The sequence below is a fragment of the Thalassomonas sp. M1454 genome (genome assembly GCF_007097525.1).
GTDB lineage: Bacteria > Pseudomonadota > Gammaproteobacteria > Enterobacterales > Alteromonadaceae > Thalassotalea_A.
Genome location: NZ_VKDD01000011.1, coordinates 1 through 20,474 on the forward strand (window position 1 = coordinate 1; position 20,474 = coordinate 20,474).

Here is a 20,474-nt window from a genome sequence, read left to right on the forward strand (position 1 = left end):
GCTGTATTCCAGTTTAAGTTTGACGCTCAAAATCATGCTGGTGGTACAATTTATATTGATAACTTGTATTTCGGTAACCTTGTGGTTGATCCAGCACCAAGTGCACCAGTTACGGCTGCGCCAGCACCAACGGCTGCGGATGCTGATGTGATTTCTGTATTCAGTGATGGCTATACGCAAGTTACAGGTGTAGATACTAACCCTAACTGGGGTCAAGCGACGGTAACTACAGTAGAGAGCATTGAGGGTAATAGCACGCTTAAAATGGCTGGCTTAAACTATCAAGGTATACAATATGACTCTCAAGATGTTTCAGGTAAAACGACTTTACACCTTGATTATTGGACAGCTGATGCAACGGCATTTGATGTATTTCTTATTAGCCCAGGTAACGAAGTAGCCTACACAGTTACAGCCACTCAAGGCGGCTGGCAGAGTGTTGATATTCCATTAACTACATTTGATGGTGTCGTTGATTTAACGGATGTATTCCAGTTCAAATTTGATGCTCAAAATCACACTGGCGGTACGATTTATATTGATAACCTGTATTTTGAATAATCAATAAACTTAATAAATCAACCATTAAAAACCGATGACTTGTCATCGGTTTTTTATTGCCCATTTGTACAAAACACTTTGTTAAGGTATTGTAAGTATTAAACTAATCAAGGAAGACAAGATGCAGAAAATTTTGCTGAGTATTGCCATAATACTCTTTTTTTATTCGACTCAATCTATGGCGACAGTGCCACTCGAAGCCTACGGTAAACTACCATCTAAAAGTCTTATGGTCATATCCCCAAATGCGCAATTAATGGCATATAGAGATACGAGTAATGGTAAAGATCTAATAGTCGTTGTTGATATAGCAAAAAATGCCATAGTAAATGCAGTTAACATCAATGGCTTAAACCCCAACAACGCTTACTTTGTTAGTGATGATAAACTCATTTTAGTCGCTTCAGATACTAAAAAAATTTCGGGTTTTTTAGGAAAATATGAAATCAGTGCTGCATTCGCTTTTAATTTATCAACAAATAAAATCCACCAATTACTAACCGCAGGATATGGGATTTATAAGGGCCAAACTCGTTTAGGAAAAATTATTGGCGTCTCAGAAGATAAAAAATATGCTTATATGCCCGCTTATAAAAATGCCGGGTCTTATCATTTATACAGGGTGGATTTAGAAAAGAAAAGAAAGCCTCGAATACATAAACGCGGTACGAGTGACACCATTGATTTTTTCTTAAATGATAAAGGTGAAGTAATCGCCAGAGAACGTTTTAATGAGAGTGATAATTTACACAGAGTAGAATCTTACATTGATGGTAATTGGCAGGAAGTCTTTCGTCAAGAAACAGAGATACGAAGTAAAGGCTTTACTGGATTAACACCTGACTATAAAAATTTAGTCGTACTCGACGCTGAAAATGATCATGGCCGATGGGCATATTACACCATGTCACTGAACGACGGAACAATATCAGAGGCTATCTTCAGCCATGAAGATAAGGATGTAGAAAATACCCTACAAGACCTGCAGCGAGTTGTACATGGGGTTAAATATTCAGGCTTTAAGCCAAGCTATGAGTTTTTTGATAAAAAGCTGAATGCGCGTATGCGTGGCATAAACAAAGCTCTTCCTAACAACACTTTTAATATTGTAGATTACAGTAAAGACTGGAACAGTATAGTGTTTTATATGGATGGAGAACAAAGCGCTGGTGACTATGTGTTTTATCAAAATGGTGCTTTATCATTTCTAGGCAGTAGTCGACCAGATGTACCACCTGAAGCAGTGCATCCAATGCAAGAAGATAATTTTTCGGCACGAGATAACCTAAATATTCCCACTCTTCTAACCCTCCCTAAAAACAGTAAAGGTAAAAATTTACCGGCAATATTGTTACCCCATGGTGGCCCAGAGTCTTATGACAGAATAGGCTTTGATTGGATGAGTCAGTTTTTTGCCGAACAAGGTTACGTTGTTATTCAACCACAGTTTCGTGGCTCCTCAGGTTTTGGTCCATCGCACTTATTTAAAGGACGAGGAGAATGGGGGCAAAAAATGCAAGATGATTTAACCGATGCAGTAAACCATTATGCTAAGCAAGGGTTAATTGATAAGAACAATGTCTGTATTGTTGGCGCAAGTTACGGTGGATATGCTGCACTCGCAGGAGTCACCTTTACTCCTGAAATGTACAAATGTGCCATTTCAATTAATGGTGTTGCCGATGTTGAGGAAATGTTAGATAGGGATAAGTATAAATATGGAAGCGATCACTGGGTTGTTGCTTATTGGGATAAGGTAGTAATTAGTGATAAGGAAAAAAGTGAGCAATTGGAATTAATTTCACCTATTAATCACGTAAATAAAGTCATTGCACCGATATTACTTATTCACGGAGAATATGATCAAATAGTATCCATTGCACAATCTGAAGATATGTATGATGAACTAAAAGATCTGAATAAAAACGTTACTTTTATCGAACTTAAAAAAGGTGACCATTATTTAAGTAATGGAGAAAATCGATTGAAAGCTCTACAAGAAATTGCAAAATTCCTCAAGGCTCATTTATCAGCCTAAACTTAATAATTAATGAGGCTTGAATTTAATCATAGCCTCATTAATTGCATTTTATTACTGAAATAATTTTCTAACTTGTCGCTACACACGCATCTAAATCGCTAGCCTTATCTACTGTACTAGCACCACTACCACGCTTGCGTTCAAGCTTTTCCCTTACATCGCGAGCGAATGCTTCATCGATTGGGTATTTAACTATCATCCAAATAGCGATAGCAGAGGTTACGATTGGAATAATCACATCAAATAGACGCATTAAGAAAATCGTTTGCGCTGTTTGGTCGCCTGCTAAAGCAACATCGAAACCTGTCGCATTTAATAAGAAACCGCCAGCAGCTAACGCTAATGCCATGCCTAGTTTTACCACCCACCAATAGATTGACCCAAACATACCTTCACGGCGTTGACTGGTTTCTAGCTCATCCATATCACATACATCGGCAACCATTGATGGCATTAAGGTAAATAAACTGCCTAAACCACAAGCAATAAATACTGGTGGAATTAATAGCAATAAAGGTTGCTCAGGACTGTAGCATACCCACTTAAGCGCAAACCCGAATATTGAAAGGCTTATCATCACAAAGAAGGCTTTACGTTTACCTATAACAGTAGACAGCTTACTGGCGATAAATATGACACAAAACGTAGCTACTGCTGACACGGTACCTGACCAACCAGCATACTCTGCGCCAAGTGATTGATCGCCGCCAAATACATAGTAAATAATCACGTAAGTTTGAAAAGATGAAACTAGCATAAAGCCATTAAAAACTAGGAATGTTGCCGCACATAAATACAAAAATGGTTTAAATTTAATGGTAGTTAAGAAACCTCTAACAAAATCTCCAATACTTGCTGGGAACTCTTCGGCTTGTGCACTTTTAGCTTTATGCTGTTTAGTTTCTTCACTGTCATTATTACTAAAGCGCTCTTTCAAAAATATCGCAGGTAAAATACCAACACAAATAGTGAAAAGGCCAATAATTACAGCTAACCAACCAGCACCTTCGACCATATCTTCAAAATAAACATCCGATTGCATAAACCATAAAAACCAAGGCGCTATTAACCAAGCAAACTGGCCCATAAAGTTTTGTACAGCCATTACCCGGGTACGTTCGTGGTAATCAGGGGTTAATTCGTATCCCAGTGCAACCCAAGGCGTGGCAAATACGGTATAAGCAAGATAAAAAACTATTGAACCAGCTAGGAATGCCCAAAATAAGAATGTTTCACTTTGATCTGTCGGTAATTGCCAAAGTAAGATGAAAATAATACCTGAAGCGATTGCTCCACCGAATATATAAGGTCTACGTCTACCCCACCTAGATTTAGTATGGTCTGAAATATAGCCCATTAATGGGTCAGTAATTGCGTCGGTTAAGCGAGGTAGAGAAGCAAGTAGGCCAACTAAAGCAGGGTTCATTCCTAGTCCCAAGTTCAGCACAATAATCATAGTACCAATTGCAGCACCTAAAAGATTATTGGTTAACGCGCCTAAACCATAGATAAACTTTTGAACAATCGAAACCTTATCTTCAGCAGCGGTTTGATAATGTGTAGCATTCTCCATAACTCTAAATTTCCTGCACTATTTTTGCTCAACAATCCATTGACCTTATATATAAATAAGCGCTAGACAATACAAAAACGGTGAAACGGGGAGTTAAAAGCGATGAAGCGGTCACCATAAAATAATAAATAAAACCGAAGCCAAGTCACCTTAGTACAAGTCCACTTGAACTTATTTCTATTGAGAAAAAATTGTGTAGGTATATGCTCAAAATCAGCAATTTTTTTAAATAGATAATGAAAAATAATAAACCGTTACTTTAATTTCGAAAGTTAAAGTCAATGTTTTAGGGGATTTAATGTCACTAAATAACGTCCAACATTTGCATCAGTCCTTTTCTGAGGAAGAACAAAAAGTACAACAGCTTTTATCAGCAATGACTTTATCAGAAAAAATTGGCCAAATGAGTCAATTTTCAGGCAATGAAGGTTTTATATCACCAGACCTAGCCGAAGCAGTTAAAGCAGGTAAAGTTGGTTCAGTTCTTAATGAAGTTGATGTAAACGTAGTTAATCAATTGCAGCATATTGCCGTTAATGAAACTAGGTTAGGAATTCCCTTACTGATTGGTCGAGACGTTATCCATGGTTTTAAGACCATAATGCCAATACCACTAGGGCAAGCAGCAAGTTGGTCAAAAGACTTAGTTAAGCAAGGTGCAAAAGTTGCAGCTATTGAGGCCAAAACTCGAGGCATCAATTGGACCTTTGCGCCAATGATAGATATTAGCCGCGATCCTCGCTGGGGCCGAATTGCAGAAAGTTTTGGCGAAGACCCGTTTTTAAGTTCAGTACTTGGCGTTGCTATGGTACAAGGCTTTCAAGGTAACTCTTTAAAAGATAAAGGTTCGATTGCAGCATGTGCGAAGCATTTTGCTGGCTATGGCGCATCTGAAAGTGGTCGTGATTATAATACTGCAAATATTCCTGAAAATGAGCTACGTAACGTTTACCTCCCGCCTTTTAAAGCAGTAGCAGATGCAGGTGTTGCCACATTTATGGCTTCCTTTAGTGACCTGAACGGCGTCCCTGCTTCAGGTAACGAGTGGCTTATGAAGCAAGTATTAAGGAAAGAATGGCAATACCAAGGGTTTGTGGTAAGTGATTGGGACTCAATAAGACAACTAAGTGTGCATGGCTTTACTCAAGACGATAAACAGTCAGCTTATGAGGCGGTTAATGCGGGCATTGATATGGAAATGGTCAGCTCAACTTATCAAAATCATATTGAGGATTTAATTGCTGATGGCAAGCTCATTATTGCTCAAATTAACACTATGGTTGCCAACATCCTTACGGTTAAATTTAAATTAGGACTTTTTGAAAACCCATTTACTAATCAAGATGATTTACCCAAGGTATTAAACCAACAACATTTAGCTATCGCCAAACAGTCAGCCTTACAGAGCTGTGTATTACTAAAAAACTCAGCAAACACTTTACCTATAAACCTAAACAAAACCAATTCGATTGCTGTTATTGGGCCACTGGCAAACGATGGCTACGAGCAGTTAGGTACGTGGATTTTTGATGGTGAAGGTAAAGACAGCAAAAACTGCTTAGACGCAATTAAAGATGTAGTGAATGGCGATGCCGAAATTCATTTCGAGCAAGCGCTGAGTAATACTCGTAGTAAAGACACTCAATATTTTACCAATGCTGTCGCAACTGCTGAAAAATCTGATGTAGCGATATTATTTTTAGGTGAAGAATCTATTTTATCTGGTGAGGCTCATTGCCGTTCCAATATAGACTTACCCGGCTGCCAAGAGCAGTTAATCGAAGCTATAGCCAAAACTAACACCCCTATCATTTTGGTTGTGATGGCAGGACGCCCACTTACCTTAACGAATATAATAGATAAAGTTGATAGTGTTCTCTACGCTTGGCATCCAGGGACCATGGGTGGCCCTGCCATAGCCGACTTACTCTTTGGTAAGCAATCACCTTCAGGAAAATTACCTGTTACATTCCCACGTAATGTTGGCCAAATCCCAATGTATTATGCGCACAAACATACTGGAAAACCGGCGAGTCAGGACATGTATGTACATATGGATGATATACCACAACGAGCGCCGCAAACATCATTAGGCATGGCGGCGACCCATCTAGATACGCATTTTTCGCCATTATTCCCGTTTGGTTTTGGTCTTTCTTATACCCACTTTAAATATCAAAATTTATTACTTAGCACAGACAAATTAAAATTTAATCAACCACTTAAAGTAACTGTTGAAGTGTTAAATACTGGTGACATAGACGCAGATGAAATCGTACAACTTTACCTTCGTGATTTAGTAGGCAGCGTAACTCGCCCAGTAAAAGAATTAAAAGGGTTTGAACGAGTGCACATTAAGGCAGGGGAAACTAAAACAGTAACATTTACCCTAGATACCAAAGATTTAGCTTTCTTTGATAGAAACATGCGGTTTAACGCCGAGCCAGGTGAATTTTTATTATGGATTGGCGGCAACTGTGAAGCCCAATTGATGGCTAGTTTTAGCTTAGAGGAAGAGCACTAGTGTCGACTAAAAAACAACAATTGATAATCGACAACAAAGTAGATGACCTACTTAATTGTATGTCGGTAGAGCAAAAAATAGGGCAAATGATCCAAGTAGAGCGCTCGCTTTGCTCGCCTGACGATGTCAAAAAATATCATATAGGCTCTGTACTTAGTGGTGCAGGCTCGAGCCCTGAAGATAATCTACTCAATGATTGGGTAGAAATGGCTGAACAATATTGGCAAGCATCTATTATTGCTGACCAAGAGCATCTTCCTATTCCTATCATGTATGGAGTTGATGCTGTTCATGGCCACAACAACATTAAGGGAGCAACTATATTCCCTCACAATATTGGATTAGGGGCCGCTAATGATGCTGAATTAGTAAAGCAAATTGCCCAAGTTACCACTAAAGAGGTTCTTGCCAGTGGCATAGATTGGGTGTTTTCGCCTAACTTAGCGATTGCCCAAGATTATCATTGGGGTAGAGTTTATGAAAGCTTTGCACAATCGCCAGAATTAGTTACCAAGTACAGTGAAAGTATTATAGAAGGCATGCAACAAAACCCTTTAAATGCGAATATAACTGCTTGTGTTAAACACTGGATTGCTGATGGCGGTACCTCATATGGTATAGACCAAGGGGATACAATTGCCAGCTGGAGTGAGTTAGAACAAACTCACCTACCACCATTTAAGGCTGCTATTGAAAGCGGAGCTCTAACCATAATGGCCTCGTTTAGTAGCTGGAATGGAGATAAATGTCATGGTCATAAATATTTGATCACAGATGTTTTGAAAAATCAGCTGAAATTTTCAGGTTTTGTATTATCTGATATGAGCGCCATCGATTACTTATCTAATGATTTCTATAAATCAATTGGTCTCGCTGTCAACGCAGGCCTTGATATGTTTATGTTACCGAAAAACTTTCATGAGTTTATTGATCACCTACATAACCATATTGAATTAGGTACTGTGCCAATTGAACGAATTAACGACGCGGTTCGAAGAATTTTAACCACCAAATATAAGGTGGGTTTGTTTGATGCGGTTGCGCCAAAACAGCGAGTAACAACCAATTGTGCAAGTTTTGGTAGTGTTGAACATAGAGAATTAGCCAAACAAGCGGTAAGAAAATCACTGGTGTTATTAAAAAATGATGGCGATTTATTACCTCTCAACAAAGAGTTAAATATTTTAGTTACAGGCAAAAGTGCTAATAATATTGGTCATCAATGTGGTGGTTTTACCATAGATTGGCAAGGAGTTCGCGATAATGAATTCATTGGTGGTGGCAGTTCTATATGGCAAGGAATTAAGCAAGAAGTAGAAAATTGCCAATTAATAACTGAGCCAAATGACTTAATTAAGCAAGCAAAAGACTTTGATGTTGCAATTGCTGTGATCGGCGAATACCCCTATGCGGAAGGTATGGGAGATTTACGCGCAGATAACAACATTGTGGTTGAGAGTGGCTCGTTAATTAATGGTGAAATGAATATTATTAAGCCCTACGGTAAAACTCTAGAGCTAAGTAAACTTCATCCTGAAGACCTACAAACCATCAACAGCCTGAAAGCTGCTGGCTTACCAGTGGTAACAGTACTCGTTTCAGGTAGACCTATGGTGGTAAATAAAGAATTAGACGCATCTAACGCATTCATCAGCGCCTGGCTTCCAGGCTCTGAAGGTGCAGGTGTGAGTGATTTACTGTTTGGAGAATATGACTTTCAAGGCAAGTTAGCTTTTCCATGGCCAAATCAAAAAATAAAAAGTACTAATAAAAATAACTACAGCACACTATTTCCATGTGGCTATGGTTTAACTTACAACAAGCTTAAGGGATAAATTTTGAATTTTAAATTATCTAAATCTATATTTTTGATTGCACTATTAACTTCAGTACCAACTTATGCTGGTTGGCAAGTTCAGTGGATTGATACATTTGCAGGCGACTCGGTTAATTGGAGTAATTGGACTGCGCAAATACAAGCAAATTATAACAACGAAGTGCAATGTTACACCGATGATGAAAGCTCGCAAGATAAAAATTTTGAGGTTTCTGATGGCACATTAAAAATTATCGCTCGTAAGCAAGCCATTAATTGTCCTGGATTAGGCGGCGCTCAAAAAAGTTGGACATCAGGCAGGATTAACAGCAAAGACAAAGCTGAGTTTTTATATGGTCGCATAGAATCACGAATTAGATTTCATAATTTAGAAGGTGGCACATGGCCAGCTTTCTGGATGCTTGAAAATCGTATCGCTGAGCATCCTAAAAAGAACGATAATGACTTTGTTAATTGGCCAAACCCTGGAGCTGGAGAAATCGACGTATGGGAATGGTTTTCAAACCAACCAAACACATACATTACTAACTTTTTTAACACGAATGGCTGTGGTAGCGAAGTAAGATATAACTATCCTAATGGTGGAGCTGATGTTTTAAATTGGCATAAGTACGCAATGGAATGGGATGAAAACAGTATTCGTTTTTATGTTGATGACACTTTAGTTACCACACAAAATGTAAGCTCATGTGCTCAATATAAAGAGCCTATGTTTATTTTATTAAATGTAGCTATGGGTGGTAATTTAGGTGGTAGCATTGATCCAAGTTTGACCACAGCAACTATGGAAGTTGATTACGTTGCCCATTGTATCAGCGATGAATCAAATTCTGCTGCTTACTGTGATGAAACTACACCCGGAGCCGGAAATACAATACCTCTCGATGATGATAATGACGGAGTTACTAATGACAATGACTTGTGCCCTGCTACTCCAATAAATAGCAATGTAGATAGTGATGGTTGTGTTATAGAGCAACAACCAGAAGCGCCAACGACTCCAACTAATCCAACTACTCCTATAGAGCCAAACCAAGCGCCTGTAGCTATAGCAGAAGCTGACCCTAACAAAATTTATCCAGGAGAGTATGTTGCCCTTAATGCAGGACAGTCCACTGATGCGGATGAAGATTTATTACAGTTTTTTTGGCAGCAAACTGCAGGTATTAGCGTTGAACTAATAAATCACACGAGTAGTTCAGTGAATTTTATAGCACCAGAAGTTAGCGAGCAAACAAACTTAACTTTTGAAGTAGAAGTAAGTGATGGTAACTTAACTGATACGGCAACGGTTTCACAGGTGATTTACCCAGTAATCACTGAAACAGTAGAAGCTGTCGAAATTAATGACACTCAAGATGAAAGCAGCAGTGGTGGCAGTCTATTATTTAGCTTAGCTGCCACATTTATATTGTTATTTAGAAAGCGTTTGCAGTGATAACTAAAGAGCCGATATTGATTGCGTAAGCATTGTTTTAATTTGCTCAACAATATCGGTAACCTCTTGTTTTTTCCATTCTTTGATTCTTGGTGTATGGATATGGCCAACCGGTAATTGTGGCTGATATTTATCACGCAATAATATACTACGATAAGAGATCTCATTAGACAGATATCCCCCACCGCCACCTTGCACTGCAGTTTGATTATCTAATTGAGCTAAACTTGTTGCGTCAAATTTGCCTTGCTCTAAAGTTTCCACACTTCGGTTATCATTAATCTTATATTTGCCTTTGGCTTGCTTCATCGCTGTTATAGGTAAGCTAAATTCAACAAATTCAGGACCTGTAAGTAACTTATCATGCAAATAAGGTATCAAAGGATTTTTACTATTGGCACCGGTATATACCCCTAAATTTCCAGGAGCAACACTACTTCGACGTAAACCAGGAAAACGCTCTAAATCAAAGTCGCTGCGCCCCATACTCACCGTAGTGATCATATCAATATCGTTTGATTTAAATACCGGGGTTAGCATTGTTTCAATCATACCTTGGTCAAAATCACTAAAACGCACAGGAACCATTAAGGTTTGAATTTCAGCAGTAACACCATTATGTTCAACAACCATGCCATCAAACGTCATGGCAGCGATACCTGATGGATTACTTTGCGCTATATTACGATGTAAAAAGAATGGGTCAAAACCAGTTAGCAGTATTTTTTTATCCGTATTTTTAGTAAAGCTAACATCATTATTACCTCGACTAGCAAGTTCAAATTGAAACATCAGCTCTGATTGTTCTTGCTTATTTAAATAATGAAACGCAGGCGATGTACGCAACACAGTTGCGAGTTGTAATCGTCCCCAATAAAGAGCTCTATCGTCAAATGTTTGTTTAGTTTGTAAGTGACTAATTGCTTGCTGCCATAGTTGTTCGGCAGTAGATATAACTAAAGCGGTTAATTTTTGGCTGCCTTGCTTATTCGCTTGATAAGTTTGTAGTTGCTTAGTGAAGTCACTAATTAGTAAGTTAAATTGCTTACTTATCTCAGGCAGTTCCTGCTGAGCTTGATAAGCTTTTGCTTCTTCCACAGTTACATAGGTCGGTGATGATGCATAGCTCAAGCTGCTAAATAGTGTGCCAATAAATAATGGCAAGATGCGTTTAAACATGGGGGAGAATGATCCTAAAACAAGTGACTTATAATTTGCTGTACTGATTTAATCAAGTGCAGACTGTTTTAATTTTTGTAGCTCGAGTATATCTTGTTTTTTATCAAGTAGAGCTATTTTTTTAAACTGGAAATTATTAAAACCATTTTGCCAAACTTGTGCCGGTATATGGTTAAAACTCGCTTTGAATTTTGCATCTATCATCAACCATTGCTGAGCAATAGTATCAAACTCAATTCCTTCAATTTCATCGGGTAATGCAAGTGTTACCGGTTGCGCATTAGCGAAATCGTTTATATCTAAACCTAATAAATCTTTATGCTTAGTTAATAACTCTGCCGGTATTAAATGAGGCTTACGAGTGTGCCCTAGTTGATAGTCACGCTTTAACAGCATGTATTTTTTTGGTAGTGGCTTAGAAGAATCCCACCAATGACCGTCAGTTACTTTAAATAAGAAATTAGTTTGATCTTTAGTAACTGGTTGTAATGCTTTTACAGTATCAATCAACCAATTACCCATATGCTGACTGTAGAGCTCTTCAGTCATGGCTAAGTTATTTGCCAATAAAGCTAATGCCACCTTAGCGCCTAACATATTTGAATATAAATCTTCTGGTGAAAATGCGGAAACATATTCAGGCCAATGTGCCCAACTACGATAACCATGCCACTGTGCTATTTCGTGGGCTTCGGCCATAGAAAAAGCCATTTTAGCGGCTAAAAATGCACTAATATGCCAACGCTGCAATGGTGTGTATTTAGTGGTGTCAAACTTATTAAGTTGAATATAACGTTGCCCTATTTCCTTAGGTAAAGGAATGCGTGCATCACTGCCGAGCAAAGGATAAATTTGATAAAACAAAGCTACGGTATTATCAGCAGTATCTCTTACGTGAGCAAAATCAATAAAACCACCACGCATAGTATACATTTGCCCGTTATTTTCTTTATCAGGAATACTCACCGGCGTTGACTGCTTTAAACTTAGTGTGCCGGCATCATAGCCATGAGGGCCAATATCTTCGATCCCGACAGTGTTCGCATATCGAAAGAATGGAATGGGTAAATCTGCTATTTCAACCGGTTGATCATTACCAAAAGAACAACATGGTCGAACTGTTTTAGGCATCTCAATACTTGGATAGCCTTTTAAATGTAAGCTACTTAACTCATCACTATTTGGCTCAGATTGCAAAGCTACGCTTACCGAGCTAGGGTTTGGCTCTGCGCGCATTTCCCACCCGGCGTAACAAACAAAGCTTGGCATTAAGGCTAAAAGTAAAAATGTAAATTTACGGTTCATTAAGTATTCTACTGTTTGTTCATAATTATATATTAATAGTATTATGAACAAACGTAGACAGTGTCAAATTTAAAGTAAATTACACGACTAAAGTTTTAGCTAAAAAACACTAAGGTCCATGAAAAGTTGTTTTGCTTGTTAATTCGCTCTGAGTTTTAACTTCCTGCAAAACAAATTCAAAATCAGTAAACTTTTGATCATAATTTTCAGGAGATATAACGGTAACCATAACAATAGTTCGCTCTTGTGCTGGTACTTTTATTGGCTGCGTCTCTTGTAGAGTAAAACCTTGCAAACCTGAAAGCTCAACATTAAAGACTGCATCCTGCTTACTTTTATTAAATAGCTTCATTTGGAAGGTGTTTTCAATCGTATTATCAAAAGTTTCACGGTACAAAACATTCCGATCTTTAATCACCGATACTTCAAATTCACTCCGATTAATTATCCATAATATTGAAAGCACAGTTATAACAGTCATGATCAGAGCGTAACCATAGTTGATTGCTTTACTAGGCGCATGCTCATTTATAGCGCTGTATTTTATTAACCCGCGAGGATATGAAAATTTATCCATGGTTTGGTCACACGCATCAATACATAAACCGCAACTAATACACTCATATTGCAAGCCATTACGAATATCTATGCCAACAGGACAAACCTGCACGCATAAATTACAGTCAACACAATCACCTAAATGCTCAGGTTTTTCTTTATTGATTTTTCTTGGTCCGCGTTGCTCTCCACGTTTAGTATCGTATGTAATCACCTTAGTATTACTGTTAAACATAACCGATTGAAAACGAGAATATGGGCACATATGTTCACACATTTTTTCTCTGATCCAACCCGCATTGATGTATGTACACATAGCAAAGAAAATCACCCAAAAGTTAACTAAACTTGATGAATTAAAGGTTATTAAATCTATGTAGAGCTGATGCGCGGGTACAAAGTAAGACATAAACACTGCTGCGGTAATAACAGCAATTAATAACCAAATAGCATGCTTAATAAATTTGGTGGTAATTTTCTTAATACCATAAGGCATTTTTTCAAGCTTGATCCTAGCTTGGCGGTTACCTTCAACTCTATGTTCTACCCATAAGTACATCATGGTCCAGATTGTTTGCGGACAAGTATAACCACACCATATTCGGCCATATTTATTTGAAACATAAAACAGAGCAAAGGCTGCAAACATTAAAAGTAAAACAAAAATAAATAAATCTTGCGGGTATAAAACGAGCGAGAATAAATTTAGCTTTTGCACTTCTAAATCAAATAATATGGCCTGTTCACCTTGGTATTGAATAAAAGGAATAACCATAAACAGTATCATTAGAGTCCAACCTAATGAGCGCCTGATCCTTTGAAAAAATCCCTTTTGCTCTCTCACAAAAACTTTACTGTCGATATTACTGGTTTGAAAAATTACTGCGCCGGAGTTCTTTGTTGATTTGTGCATGTGCACGACCTAATGATGAGATAACTAAAATTGCGCTTATTTTAATTTGATCTCAAGGGTACAGACAGTGACAATAAATTAAATTACAATGGGTACAGTTTTATCTAAGGTGCGTTCATGAGCATTCATATTTACCAAGACTTAGTGCATTTTTTTTCAGCTAAAATTAGTGATGGAATTTTATTGCCCGGTGATAAATTGCCTTCAATAAGATCCTTAGCTAAGCAGCATGACGTATCGAAAAACACTGTCATACGTGCTTTGATGGAATTAGAGAAAAAAGCACTTATCGAAGCTCGACCGCAAGTGGGTTATTTTGTCTGTATTACCGCCAAAGAAGCTAAGGTACCAAAACAACTTTATCCTAAATTAGTTCCCAATGAAGTATCTGTACCTGCTATTTTTTATGACATTATGGCTCGCAGTGCTGCGTTTGATATTTTACCCAAAGCAACGCAGCAGCAACCATCAACTCATCTAGTAGAGTTAAACCGCCACCTCAGCCGAGCGTTAAGAGATAGCGTTCATAATAAGTCAATGTATTACGATTCTCCTCTTGGTTTAGCAAGCCTACGTCAACAGATCAAAGATCGTTATCGTATGCGTGAATTAACACTTAATGTTGATGATTTTTGTATTACCTCAGGCTGCCAACATTCTTTATTTTTAGCTTTATTAGTTACCTGTAAACCTGGTGACAATGTTGCAGTTGAAAGCCCAGCTTTTTATGGTGTTTTACAACTTTTAGAACAGTTAAAGTTAAATGTAATCGAAGTATCAGCTTCCTCGGTAACAGGTTTAGATCCACTAGAGCTAGAAAAAGCCCTGTCTAATTGGCAAATAAAGGCCTGTATTGTTACCCCTACTTTTGCAACTCCTACCGGTGCAACCATGCCTGATGCCGCGAAAAAACAACTCATAAACTTAGCCAATAGCCATGACTTTGCAGTAATTGAGGATGATATCTACGGAGAACTCAGTTTTGCCAAAGTCGTCACACCTATAAAAGCTCTAGATACACAACAAAGAGTTATCTTGTGTAGTTCATTTTCAAAGTCATTATCTCGAGATTTGCGCATTGGTTGGATTGCGGCAGGTCGCTGGCATAACGATGTGGTGCGTTTAAAGTTAACCAGTCAATTAGCAAGTTGCCAAACACAGCAACAAGGCTTGGCGAGCTTTATTAGTTCGGGTGGTTATAGAAGGCACTTAGACTACTTTACTAGGACTCTTGAGCATCAACGCGAGCAATTGCTAATAGCCTTAACTAAATATTGGCCTAGGCAAATTCGCTATACAGTTCCACAGGGAGGTATTGCCCTTTGGCTTGAACTTGATGCCAACCTTGATACTGTAAAGCTTTATCAAGAAACCATTAAAGACAATATCGTAATTACGCCAGGGGTGTTATTTTCAAGTGCTAATTTTTACCAAAACTACATTCGTTTAAGCTTTAATCATGCAACAGTAGGTAAAAGAGAGAAAGCGATAAAACGTTTGGGTCAGCTAATAAAAAATAGTTAATCGCAATCCCATTGAGTTTCTACTCATTGATCACATAACCAATAAAAATGGTATAAGTATTGTTTAAATTAAAGAATTTCCTTTTATAAGTTTCATTACATCATTTCCCTCTTCTTTAAATTTGTATATACAACTTGAAGCATCATCTTGTTTGTGAGATATTAGCGCCTCAAAGTTGTATATACAGATTTGATTTTCATTTAGGGAATATGATGACAACACCAAAGTTTACGCAAATTAAGCAGTTTATTTTTAAGCAGATTGAATCTGGTATCTGGTCTGAATTAGAGCGAGTACCTTCTGAAAATGAATTAGCGACAAAATTTGACGTATCAAGAATGACCGCCCGTAGAGCATTACAAGAGCTAACTGAAGAAGGTGTTTTAAACCGTTCAAAAGGCTCAGGGACATTTGTAGCAAGCTTTAAATCACAATCATCTTTACTTGAAATTCGCAATATAGCGGAAGAAGTAACAGAGTCTGGGCATCAATACTCTGCACAACAAATTCGCGTAGAAAAGCTCATTGCCGATGAGAATATTGCAACCGAGCTTGATATAGAAATTGGCGATACTGTGTATTTTTCAAAAATATTGCACATGCAAAATCAGCAGCCAATCCAGCTTGAACAGCGATACGTTAATGCGGCTTTAGTACCTGATTATATTGCACAAGACTTTTCGGTATTAACTCCGCATGAGTACTTGAGTAAAGAAGCACCGCTTACCGAAGCAACTCATCAAATAGAGGCGGTATTAAGCGAAGCAAAAATAGCCAAGTTGCTGGCCATTAAAGCCGAGCAACCATGTTTACAAGTTAAGCGTCGCACCTGGTCATCCCAAGGTGTTGTAAGTTTAGCTATTTTGACCTCTCCAGGTGATAAATATCGCCTTGGTGGGCATTTAAAATTTTAGAAATTATTTAGGAAAACAATATGACATTTAAATATGGTATTGACCATCTAGAACTTGATATTGTAAATGGCATAGCCGACGGAAGCATTAAGGCTGAACTTTGCCAAGAAGCATTAGATCAAATCAATAAAAGTCGACAAAATGTTGAAGTTATGGCCGCATCAGATGAGCCTGTTTATGGCATAAACACTGGTTTTGGCCCTTTATGTGACACACAGATTTCACCTGCAGAAACGCACTTATTACAAAAAAATCTATTGATCACTCATGCAGTAGGTGTTGGCGAGCCTATCGCTAAAAGTATTTCAAAGTTAATGCTAATAACCAAAGTACACGCATTAAGCCGCGGTTTCTCAGGAATTCGCCTTGAAGTTGTACAGCGCATGCTAGCTTTTATCGAACTTGATTTAATTCCGGTAGTTCCTGAACAAGGCTCAGTTGGTGCATCAGGGGATTTAGCGCCACTTTCTCATTTATTCTTACCGTTAATTGGCGAAGGTGAGTTCTGGCAAGACGGCAAAGTTGTGCCAGCAAAAGAAGTGCTAGAGCAGCACGGTCTAGAGATCATGGATTTGCATGCTAAAGAAGGTTTAGCTTTAATCAATGGCACGCAATTTATTTTATCGCATGCAATCACTGCATTAACTCACATGCGTTATTTATTAGACTTAGCAGATTTAACCGGTGCGATGAGCATTGAAGGTATGCAAGGTAGTGAATCACCATTTAGAGATGAGTTACATCAAACTCGTGCTTTTAAAGGCAACTTGGAAGTGGCTGCACGTATGAGAGCCTTTTTTAAAGATTCACAAAATATGGCTGACCACGAAGAGTGTGATCGTGTACAAGATCCATACTCATTAAGATGTATTCCACAAGTTCACGGCGCATCACGTAATGCTTATTATCATTTAAAAGAGCTAGCTGAAATCGAAATGAATTCAGTGACAGATAATCCAATAGTGATCAGCAGTGAAGAAGCCATTTCTGGTGGTAGTTTTCACGGTCAACCTCTTGCGATGGTTTTAGATTACGCATCAATTGCTGCAGCAGAGCTGGGTAACATTTCAGACCGACGTTGTTATTTACTACTTGAAGGCTTGCACGGTTTACCGCGTCTCTTAACTAAAGCAGGTGGTTTAAACTCAGGTATGATGATCCCTCAATATGCAACTGCCGCCTTAGTAACAGAAAACAAATCTTTATGTTTCCCACCATCAGCCGACAGTGTACCAACATCTATGGGTCAAGAAGATCACGTTTCTATGGGTAGTATTTCTGGCAGACAGCTTAATCAAATATTAGGTAATGTTGATAAAATTCTTGCCATTGAATTAATGTATGCCGCACAAGCGATTGAATTTAGACGTCCGAATAAATGTTCTGACATCATCGAAGAGAACTTTGCCATTATCCGCGCTCAGGTAGATAAACTTGAAGAAGATAGACTGTTAAAACCAGATATCGATGCGATGATCAAACTAGTTAAATCGCAAGCGTTTAACGTTAGTGTTGCACATTAATTATAGGGCTATTACCAATGACAAATTTAACCGACTTTCAAGCACAAATTAAACAAGGTATTCCAACTGAATTACCAAGTGCTAAGCCTTACCCGATTGATGCTAACCGTGCACCTAAGCGTAAAGACATTTTAACTAGCGATGAAAAGCAGCTCGCACTTAGAAATGCACTTCGCTATTTTCCTAAAGAATGGCACCAAGAGCTAGCACAAGAATTTGCGCAAGAGTTACAAAACTTTGGCCGTATCTATATGTACCGCTTCAAGCCAAACTACGCATTAAAAGCTCGTTCGGTAAAAGACTACCCGGCAAAATGTGAGCAAGCAGCAGCGATTATGCTTATGGTTGATAACAACTTAGATCCGGCTGTTGCACAACATCCTGAAGAGCTTATTACCTACGGTGGTAATGGTGCGGTTTTCCAAAACTGGGCACAGTACCTATTAGCAATGAAGTACTTGAGTGAAATGGAAAGCGACCAAACATTACATTTATACTCAGGTCATCCTATGGGTTTGTTTCCATCATCAAAAGATGCGCCACGTGTAGTTGTTACCAACGGTATGATGATCCCAAATTATTCACAGCCAGATGACTGGGAAAAATTCAATGCCTTAGGCGTTACTCAGTATGGTCAAATGACCGCTGGTTCATTTATGTATATCGGCCCGCAAGGTATTGTGCACGGCACAACAATCACCGTAATGAATGCTTTTCGTAAGGTACTAAATAAAGATGAAAGCTCGCAAGGCAAGATCTTCTTAACAGCAGGTTTAGGCGGTATGAGTGGCGCTCAGCCAAAAGCAGGTAATATCGCCAAATGTATTACAGTATGTGCTGAGGTAAACCCAAAAGCAGCTATTAAGCGTCATCAGCAAGGTTGGGTTGATGAACTTATTGATAATATGGATGAGCTTATTAAGCGTGTACAACAAGCACAAGAGAATAAAGAAATAGTTTCAATTGCTTATATCGGTAATATTGTTGATGTTTGGGAAGCTTTCTACGAGCAAGATGTTTTTGTTCACTTAGGATCAGACCAAACGTCCTTACACAATCCTTGGTCAGGTGGCTATTACCCTGTAGATATTAGTTATGAAGAGTCGAACCGATTAATTCGTGAAGAGCCGGAAGTATTTAAAGTTAAAGTACAAGAAACGTTAAAGCGTCATGCTGATGCAGTAAATAAGCACACCGCTCGTGGTACTTATTTCTTTGACTACGGCAATGCCTTTTTACTTGAAGCTTCACGCGCCGGTGGCGATGTTATGGCTGAAAACGGTATAGACTTTAAATACCCTTCATACGTACAAGATATTCTTGGACCTATGTGTTTCGACTATGGCTTTGGCCCATTCCGCTGGGTATGTGCATCTGGTAAATCAGAAGATCTAGATAAAACTGACGCGATTGCTGCAAAAGTACTTACCAAGATCATGGAAGAATCGCCAGAAGAAATTCAACAGCAAATGCAAGACAACATAACCTGGATAAAAGACGCTAAGCAAAACAAGTTAGTCGTTGGCTCGCAAGCTCGAATTTTATATGCCGATGCACAAGGTAGAATTGAAATTGCTAAAGCATTTAACGATGCAATAAATAGCGGAGAGATTGGCCCTGTAGTATTAGGTCGTGACCACCATGACGTAAGTGGTACCGACTCACCGTACCGCGAAACATCAAACATTTATGACGGCAGTCGCTTTACTGCCGATATGGCAATTCACAATGTTATTGGTGACAGTTTCCGCGGCGCAACTTGGGTATCTATCCACAATGGTGGTGGTGTTGGCTGGGGCGAAGTAACAAACGGCGGCTTTGGTATGTTACTTGACGGAACTGCTGATGCTGAACGTCGTTTGAAATCAATGCTTTTATTTGATGTAAATAACGGTATTGCAAGACGTAGTTGGGCACGAAATGAAGAAGCTAACTTTGCGATTAAGCGCGAAATGGCAAGAACGCCTAAATTGAAAGTTACCTTAGCCAATTTAGTCGATGACGATATTTTGGATAACTTATCGCTTTAAGCTAAAAGCTAAAAGCTAAAAGCAAAAAGCTAAACTTACTAAACCGCAGATGCATAAAACATCTGCGGTTTTTTTATTTCTTCTGGTGTAGTTACATGTGACCCTGTCAATAAGGGAGATTATTTACATTAGCTCGCTGTCAATTAGGGGAAGCTGTATAAAAGCACACTGTCAATTAAGGAGGTCCCGTATCTCGCTTTGGCTCGTACAGAATGACGTTGTATTTTTTCTAATATAGCGATAATTATAAATGTTTTCTGTTCTGGTGTGTTTTCATTTTAAAATTAATGCGCGATGTTAATTTACTTAGAACGTCATCCTCGAGGAGCTCAAGCGACATCGGGGACCTCCTGCGGCAGTGGCGTGCTTGAATTGGATACGCAGAGTTTTGCCTGCAACGAAGTAGGTCTCGCTAGGCTCCATACGAAAAAAGCCCTCTGCGTTAGCAGAGGGCTTTTCGAAATAGGAGCCTAGCGATGACCTACTCTCACATGGGAACCCCCACACTACCATCGGCGCTACTGCGTTTCACTTCTGAGTTCGGCATGGGATCA

At 38.7% G+C, this 20,474-nt stretch carries 12 protein-coding genes, 1 rRNA gene and 1 pseudogene; 9 read left to right on the forward strand and 5 right to left on the reverse strand.

Going from position 1 to position 20,474, the window contains the following annotated elements:
* Window positions 1-561: pseudogene (locus FNN08_RS16405) on the forward strand (hypothetical protein); the annotation flags it as partial.
* Window positions 562-682: 121 nt separating this feature from the next.
* Entirely contained in the window at window positions 683-2,599 is a 1,917-nt protein-coding gene (locus FNN08_RS16075) for a prolyl oligopeptidase family serine peptidase (RefSeq protein ID WP_143587515.1), read from the forward strand.
* 70 nt (window positions 2,600-2,669) lie between these two features.
* On the opposite strand, the gene FNN08_RS16080 is transcribed toward FNN08_RS16075, so the two are convergent.
* Window positions 2,670-4,175: an MFS transporter gene (locus tag FNN08_RS16080; RefSeq protein WP_143587516.1), complete on the reverse strand. Its 1,506-nt coding sequence runs from the start codon at window positions 4,173-4,175 to the stop codon at window positions 2,670-2,672.
* A gap of 298 nt (window positions 4,176-4,473) precedes the next feature.
* Here FNN08_RS16080 and FNN08_RS16085 point away from each other — a divergent pair, with 298 nt between their 5' ends.
* From FNN08_RS16085 to FNN08_RS16415, 3 genes are read left to right on the forward strand one after another with little or no spacing between them, the layout of a single operon-like run.
* Window positions 4,474-6,699 (forward strand): glycoside hydrolase family 3 N-terminal domain-containing protein, encoded by a 2,226-nt coding sequence (locus FNN08_RS16085; RefSeq protein ID WP_143587517.1) that lies wholly within the window; start codon window positions 4,474-4,476, stop codon window positions 6,697-6,699.
* Window positions 6,699-8,534, forward strand: coding sequence for a glycoside hydrolase family 3 protein (locus FNN08_RS16410; protein WP_260679374.1), 1,836 nt, complete (start codon window positions 6,699-6,701; stop codon window positions 8,532-8,534). Before FNN08_RS16085 ends, FNN08_RS16410 begins: the two co-directional genes overlap by 1 nt.
* A 3-nt stretch (window positions 8,535-8,537) precedes the next feature.
* Window positions 8,538-9,974, forward strand: coding sequence for a family 16 glycosylhydrolase (locus FNN08_RS16415; RefSeq protein WP_260679375.1), 1,437 nt, complete (start codon window positions 8,538-8,540; stop codon window positions 9,972-9,974).
* A gap of 3 nt (window positions 9,975-9,977) precedes the next feature.
* Here FNN08_RS16415 and FNN08_RS16095 read toward each other — a convergent pair whose 3' ends face one another.
* The 3 genes from FNN08_RS16095 to ccoG all read right to left on the reverse strand — a co-directional run bounded on the left by FNN08_RS16095 (window position 9,978) and on the right by ccoG (window position 13,929).
* On the reverse strand, window positions 9,978-11,153 hold the full coding sequence (locus tag FNN08_RS16095) for a hypothetical protein (protein WP_143587518.1): 1,176 nt from the start codon (window positions 11,151-11,153) through the stop codon (window positions 9,978-9,980).
* A gap of 48 nt (window positions 11,154-11,201) precedes the next feature.
* Window positions 11,202-12,458 carry a DUF4056 domain-containing protein gene (locus FNN08_RS16100; RefSeq protein ID WP_143587519.1) on the reverse strand — a complete coding sequence of 419 codons (1,257 nt, stop codon included), beginning with the start codon at window positions 12,456-12,458 and terminating at the stop codon, window positions 11,202-11,204.
* A gap of 109 nt (window positions 12,459-12,567) precedes the next feature.
* Complete coding sequence (ccoG, locus tag FNN08_RS16105) at window positions 12,568-13,929, reverse strand: cytochrome c oxidase accessory protein CcoG (RefSeq protein ID WP_143587520.1); 1,362 nt, start codon at window positions 13,927-13,929, stop codon at window positions 12,568-12,570.
* A 117-nt stretch (window positions 13,930-14,046) separates the two neighbouring features.
* On the opposite strand from ccoG, the gene FNN08_RS16110 reads away from it, so the two are divergent.
* The 4 genes from FNN08_RS16110 (at window position 14,047) to FNN08_RS16125 (ending at window position 19,920) form a co-directional block, all read left to right on the forward strand.
* Window positions 14,047-15,453, forward strand: coding sequence for a PLP-dependent aminotransferase family protein (locus FNN08_RS16110; protein ID WP_143587521.1), 1,407 nt, complete (start codon window positions 14,047-14,049; stop codon window positions 15,451-15,453).
* A gap of 212 nt (window positions 15,454-15,665) precedes the next feature.
* Complete coding sequence (gene hutC, locus FNN08_RS16115; protein ID WP_143587522.1) at window positions 15,666-16,367, forward strand: histidine utilization repressor; 702 nt, start codon at window positions 15,666-15,668, stop codon at window positions 16,365-16,367.
* A gap of 20 nt (window positions 16,368-16,387) precedes the next feature.
* Window positions 16,388-17,890 (forward strand): histidine ammonia-lyase, encoded by a 1,503-nt coding sequence (gene hutH, locus FNN08_RS16120; RefSeq protein ID WP_143587523.1) that lies wholly within the window; start codon window positions 16,388-16,390, stop codon window positions 17,888-17,890.
* 17 nt (window positions 17,891-17,907) lie between these two features.
* Entirely contained in the window at window positions 17,908-19,920 is a 2,013-nt protein-coding gene (locus tag FNN08_RS16125; RefSeq protein WP_143587524.1) for a urocanate hydratase, read from the forward strand.
* Between the two features lie 468 nt (window positions 19,921-20,388).
* On the opposite strand, the gene rrf is transcribed toward FNN08_RS16125, so the two are convergent.
* Window positions 20,389-20,474 (reverse strand): 5S ribosomal RNA (gene rrf, locus FNN08_RS16130); the annotation flags it as partial.

What these genes read in the sequence shown, in the direction of transcription:
- FNN08_RS16075 (WP_143587515.1), top strand. Translation starts at nt 683, where the DNA reads ATGCAGAAAATTTTGCTGAGTATTGCCATAATACTCTTTTTTTATTCG.
- FNN08_RS16080 (WP_143587516.1), bottom strand. Translation starts at nt 4,175, where the DNA reads ATGGAGAATGCTACACATTATCAAACCGCTGCTGAAGATAAGGTTTCG.
- FNN08_RS16085 (WP_143587517.1), top strand. Translation starts at nt 4,474, where the DNA reads ATGTCACTAAATAACGTCCAACATTTGCATCAGTCCTTTTCTGAGGAA.
- FNN08_RS16095 (WP_143587518.1), bottom strand. Translation starts at nt 11,153, where the DNA reads ATGTTTAAACGCATCTTGCCATTATTTATTGGCACACTATTTAGCAGC.
- FNN08_RS16100 (WP_143587519.1), bottom strand. Translation starts at nt 12,458, where the DNA reads ATGAACCGTAAATTTACATTTTTACTTTTAGCCTTAATGCCAAGCTTT.
- ccoG (WP_143587520.1), bottom strand. Translation starts at nt 13,929, where the DNA reads ATGCACAAATCAACAAAGAACTCCGGCGCAGTAATTTTTCAAACCAGT.
- FNN08_RS16110 (WP_143587521.1), top strand. Translation starts at nt 14,047, where the DNA reads ATGAGCATTCATATTTACCAAGACTTAGTGCATTTTTTTTCAGCTAAA.
- hutC (WP_143587522.1), top strand. Translation starts at nt 15,666, where the DNA reads ATGACAACACCAAAGTTTACGCAAATTAAGCAGTTTATTTTTAAGCAG.
- hutH (WP_143587523.1), top strand. Translation starts at nt 16,388, where the DNA reads ATGACATTTAAATATGGTATTGACCATCTAGAACTTGATATTGTAAAT.
- FNN08_RS16125 (WP_143587524.1), top strand. Translation starts at nt 17,908, where the DNA reads ATGACAAATTTAACCGACTTTCAAGCACAAATTAAACAAGGTATTCCA.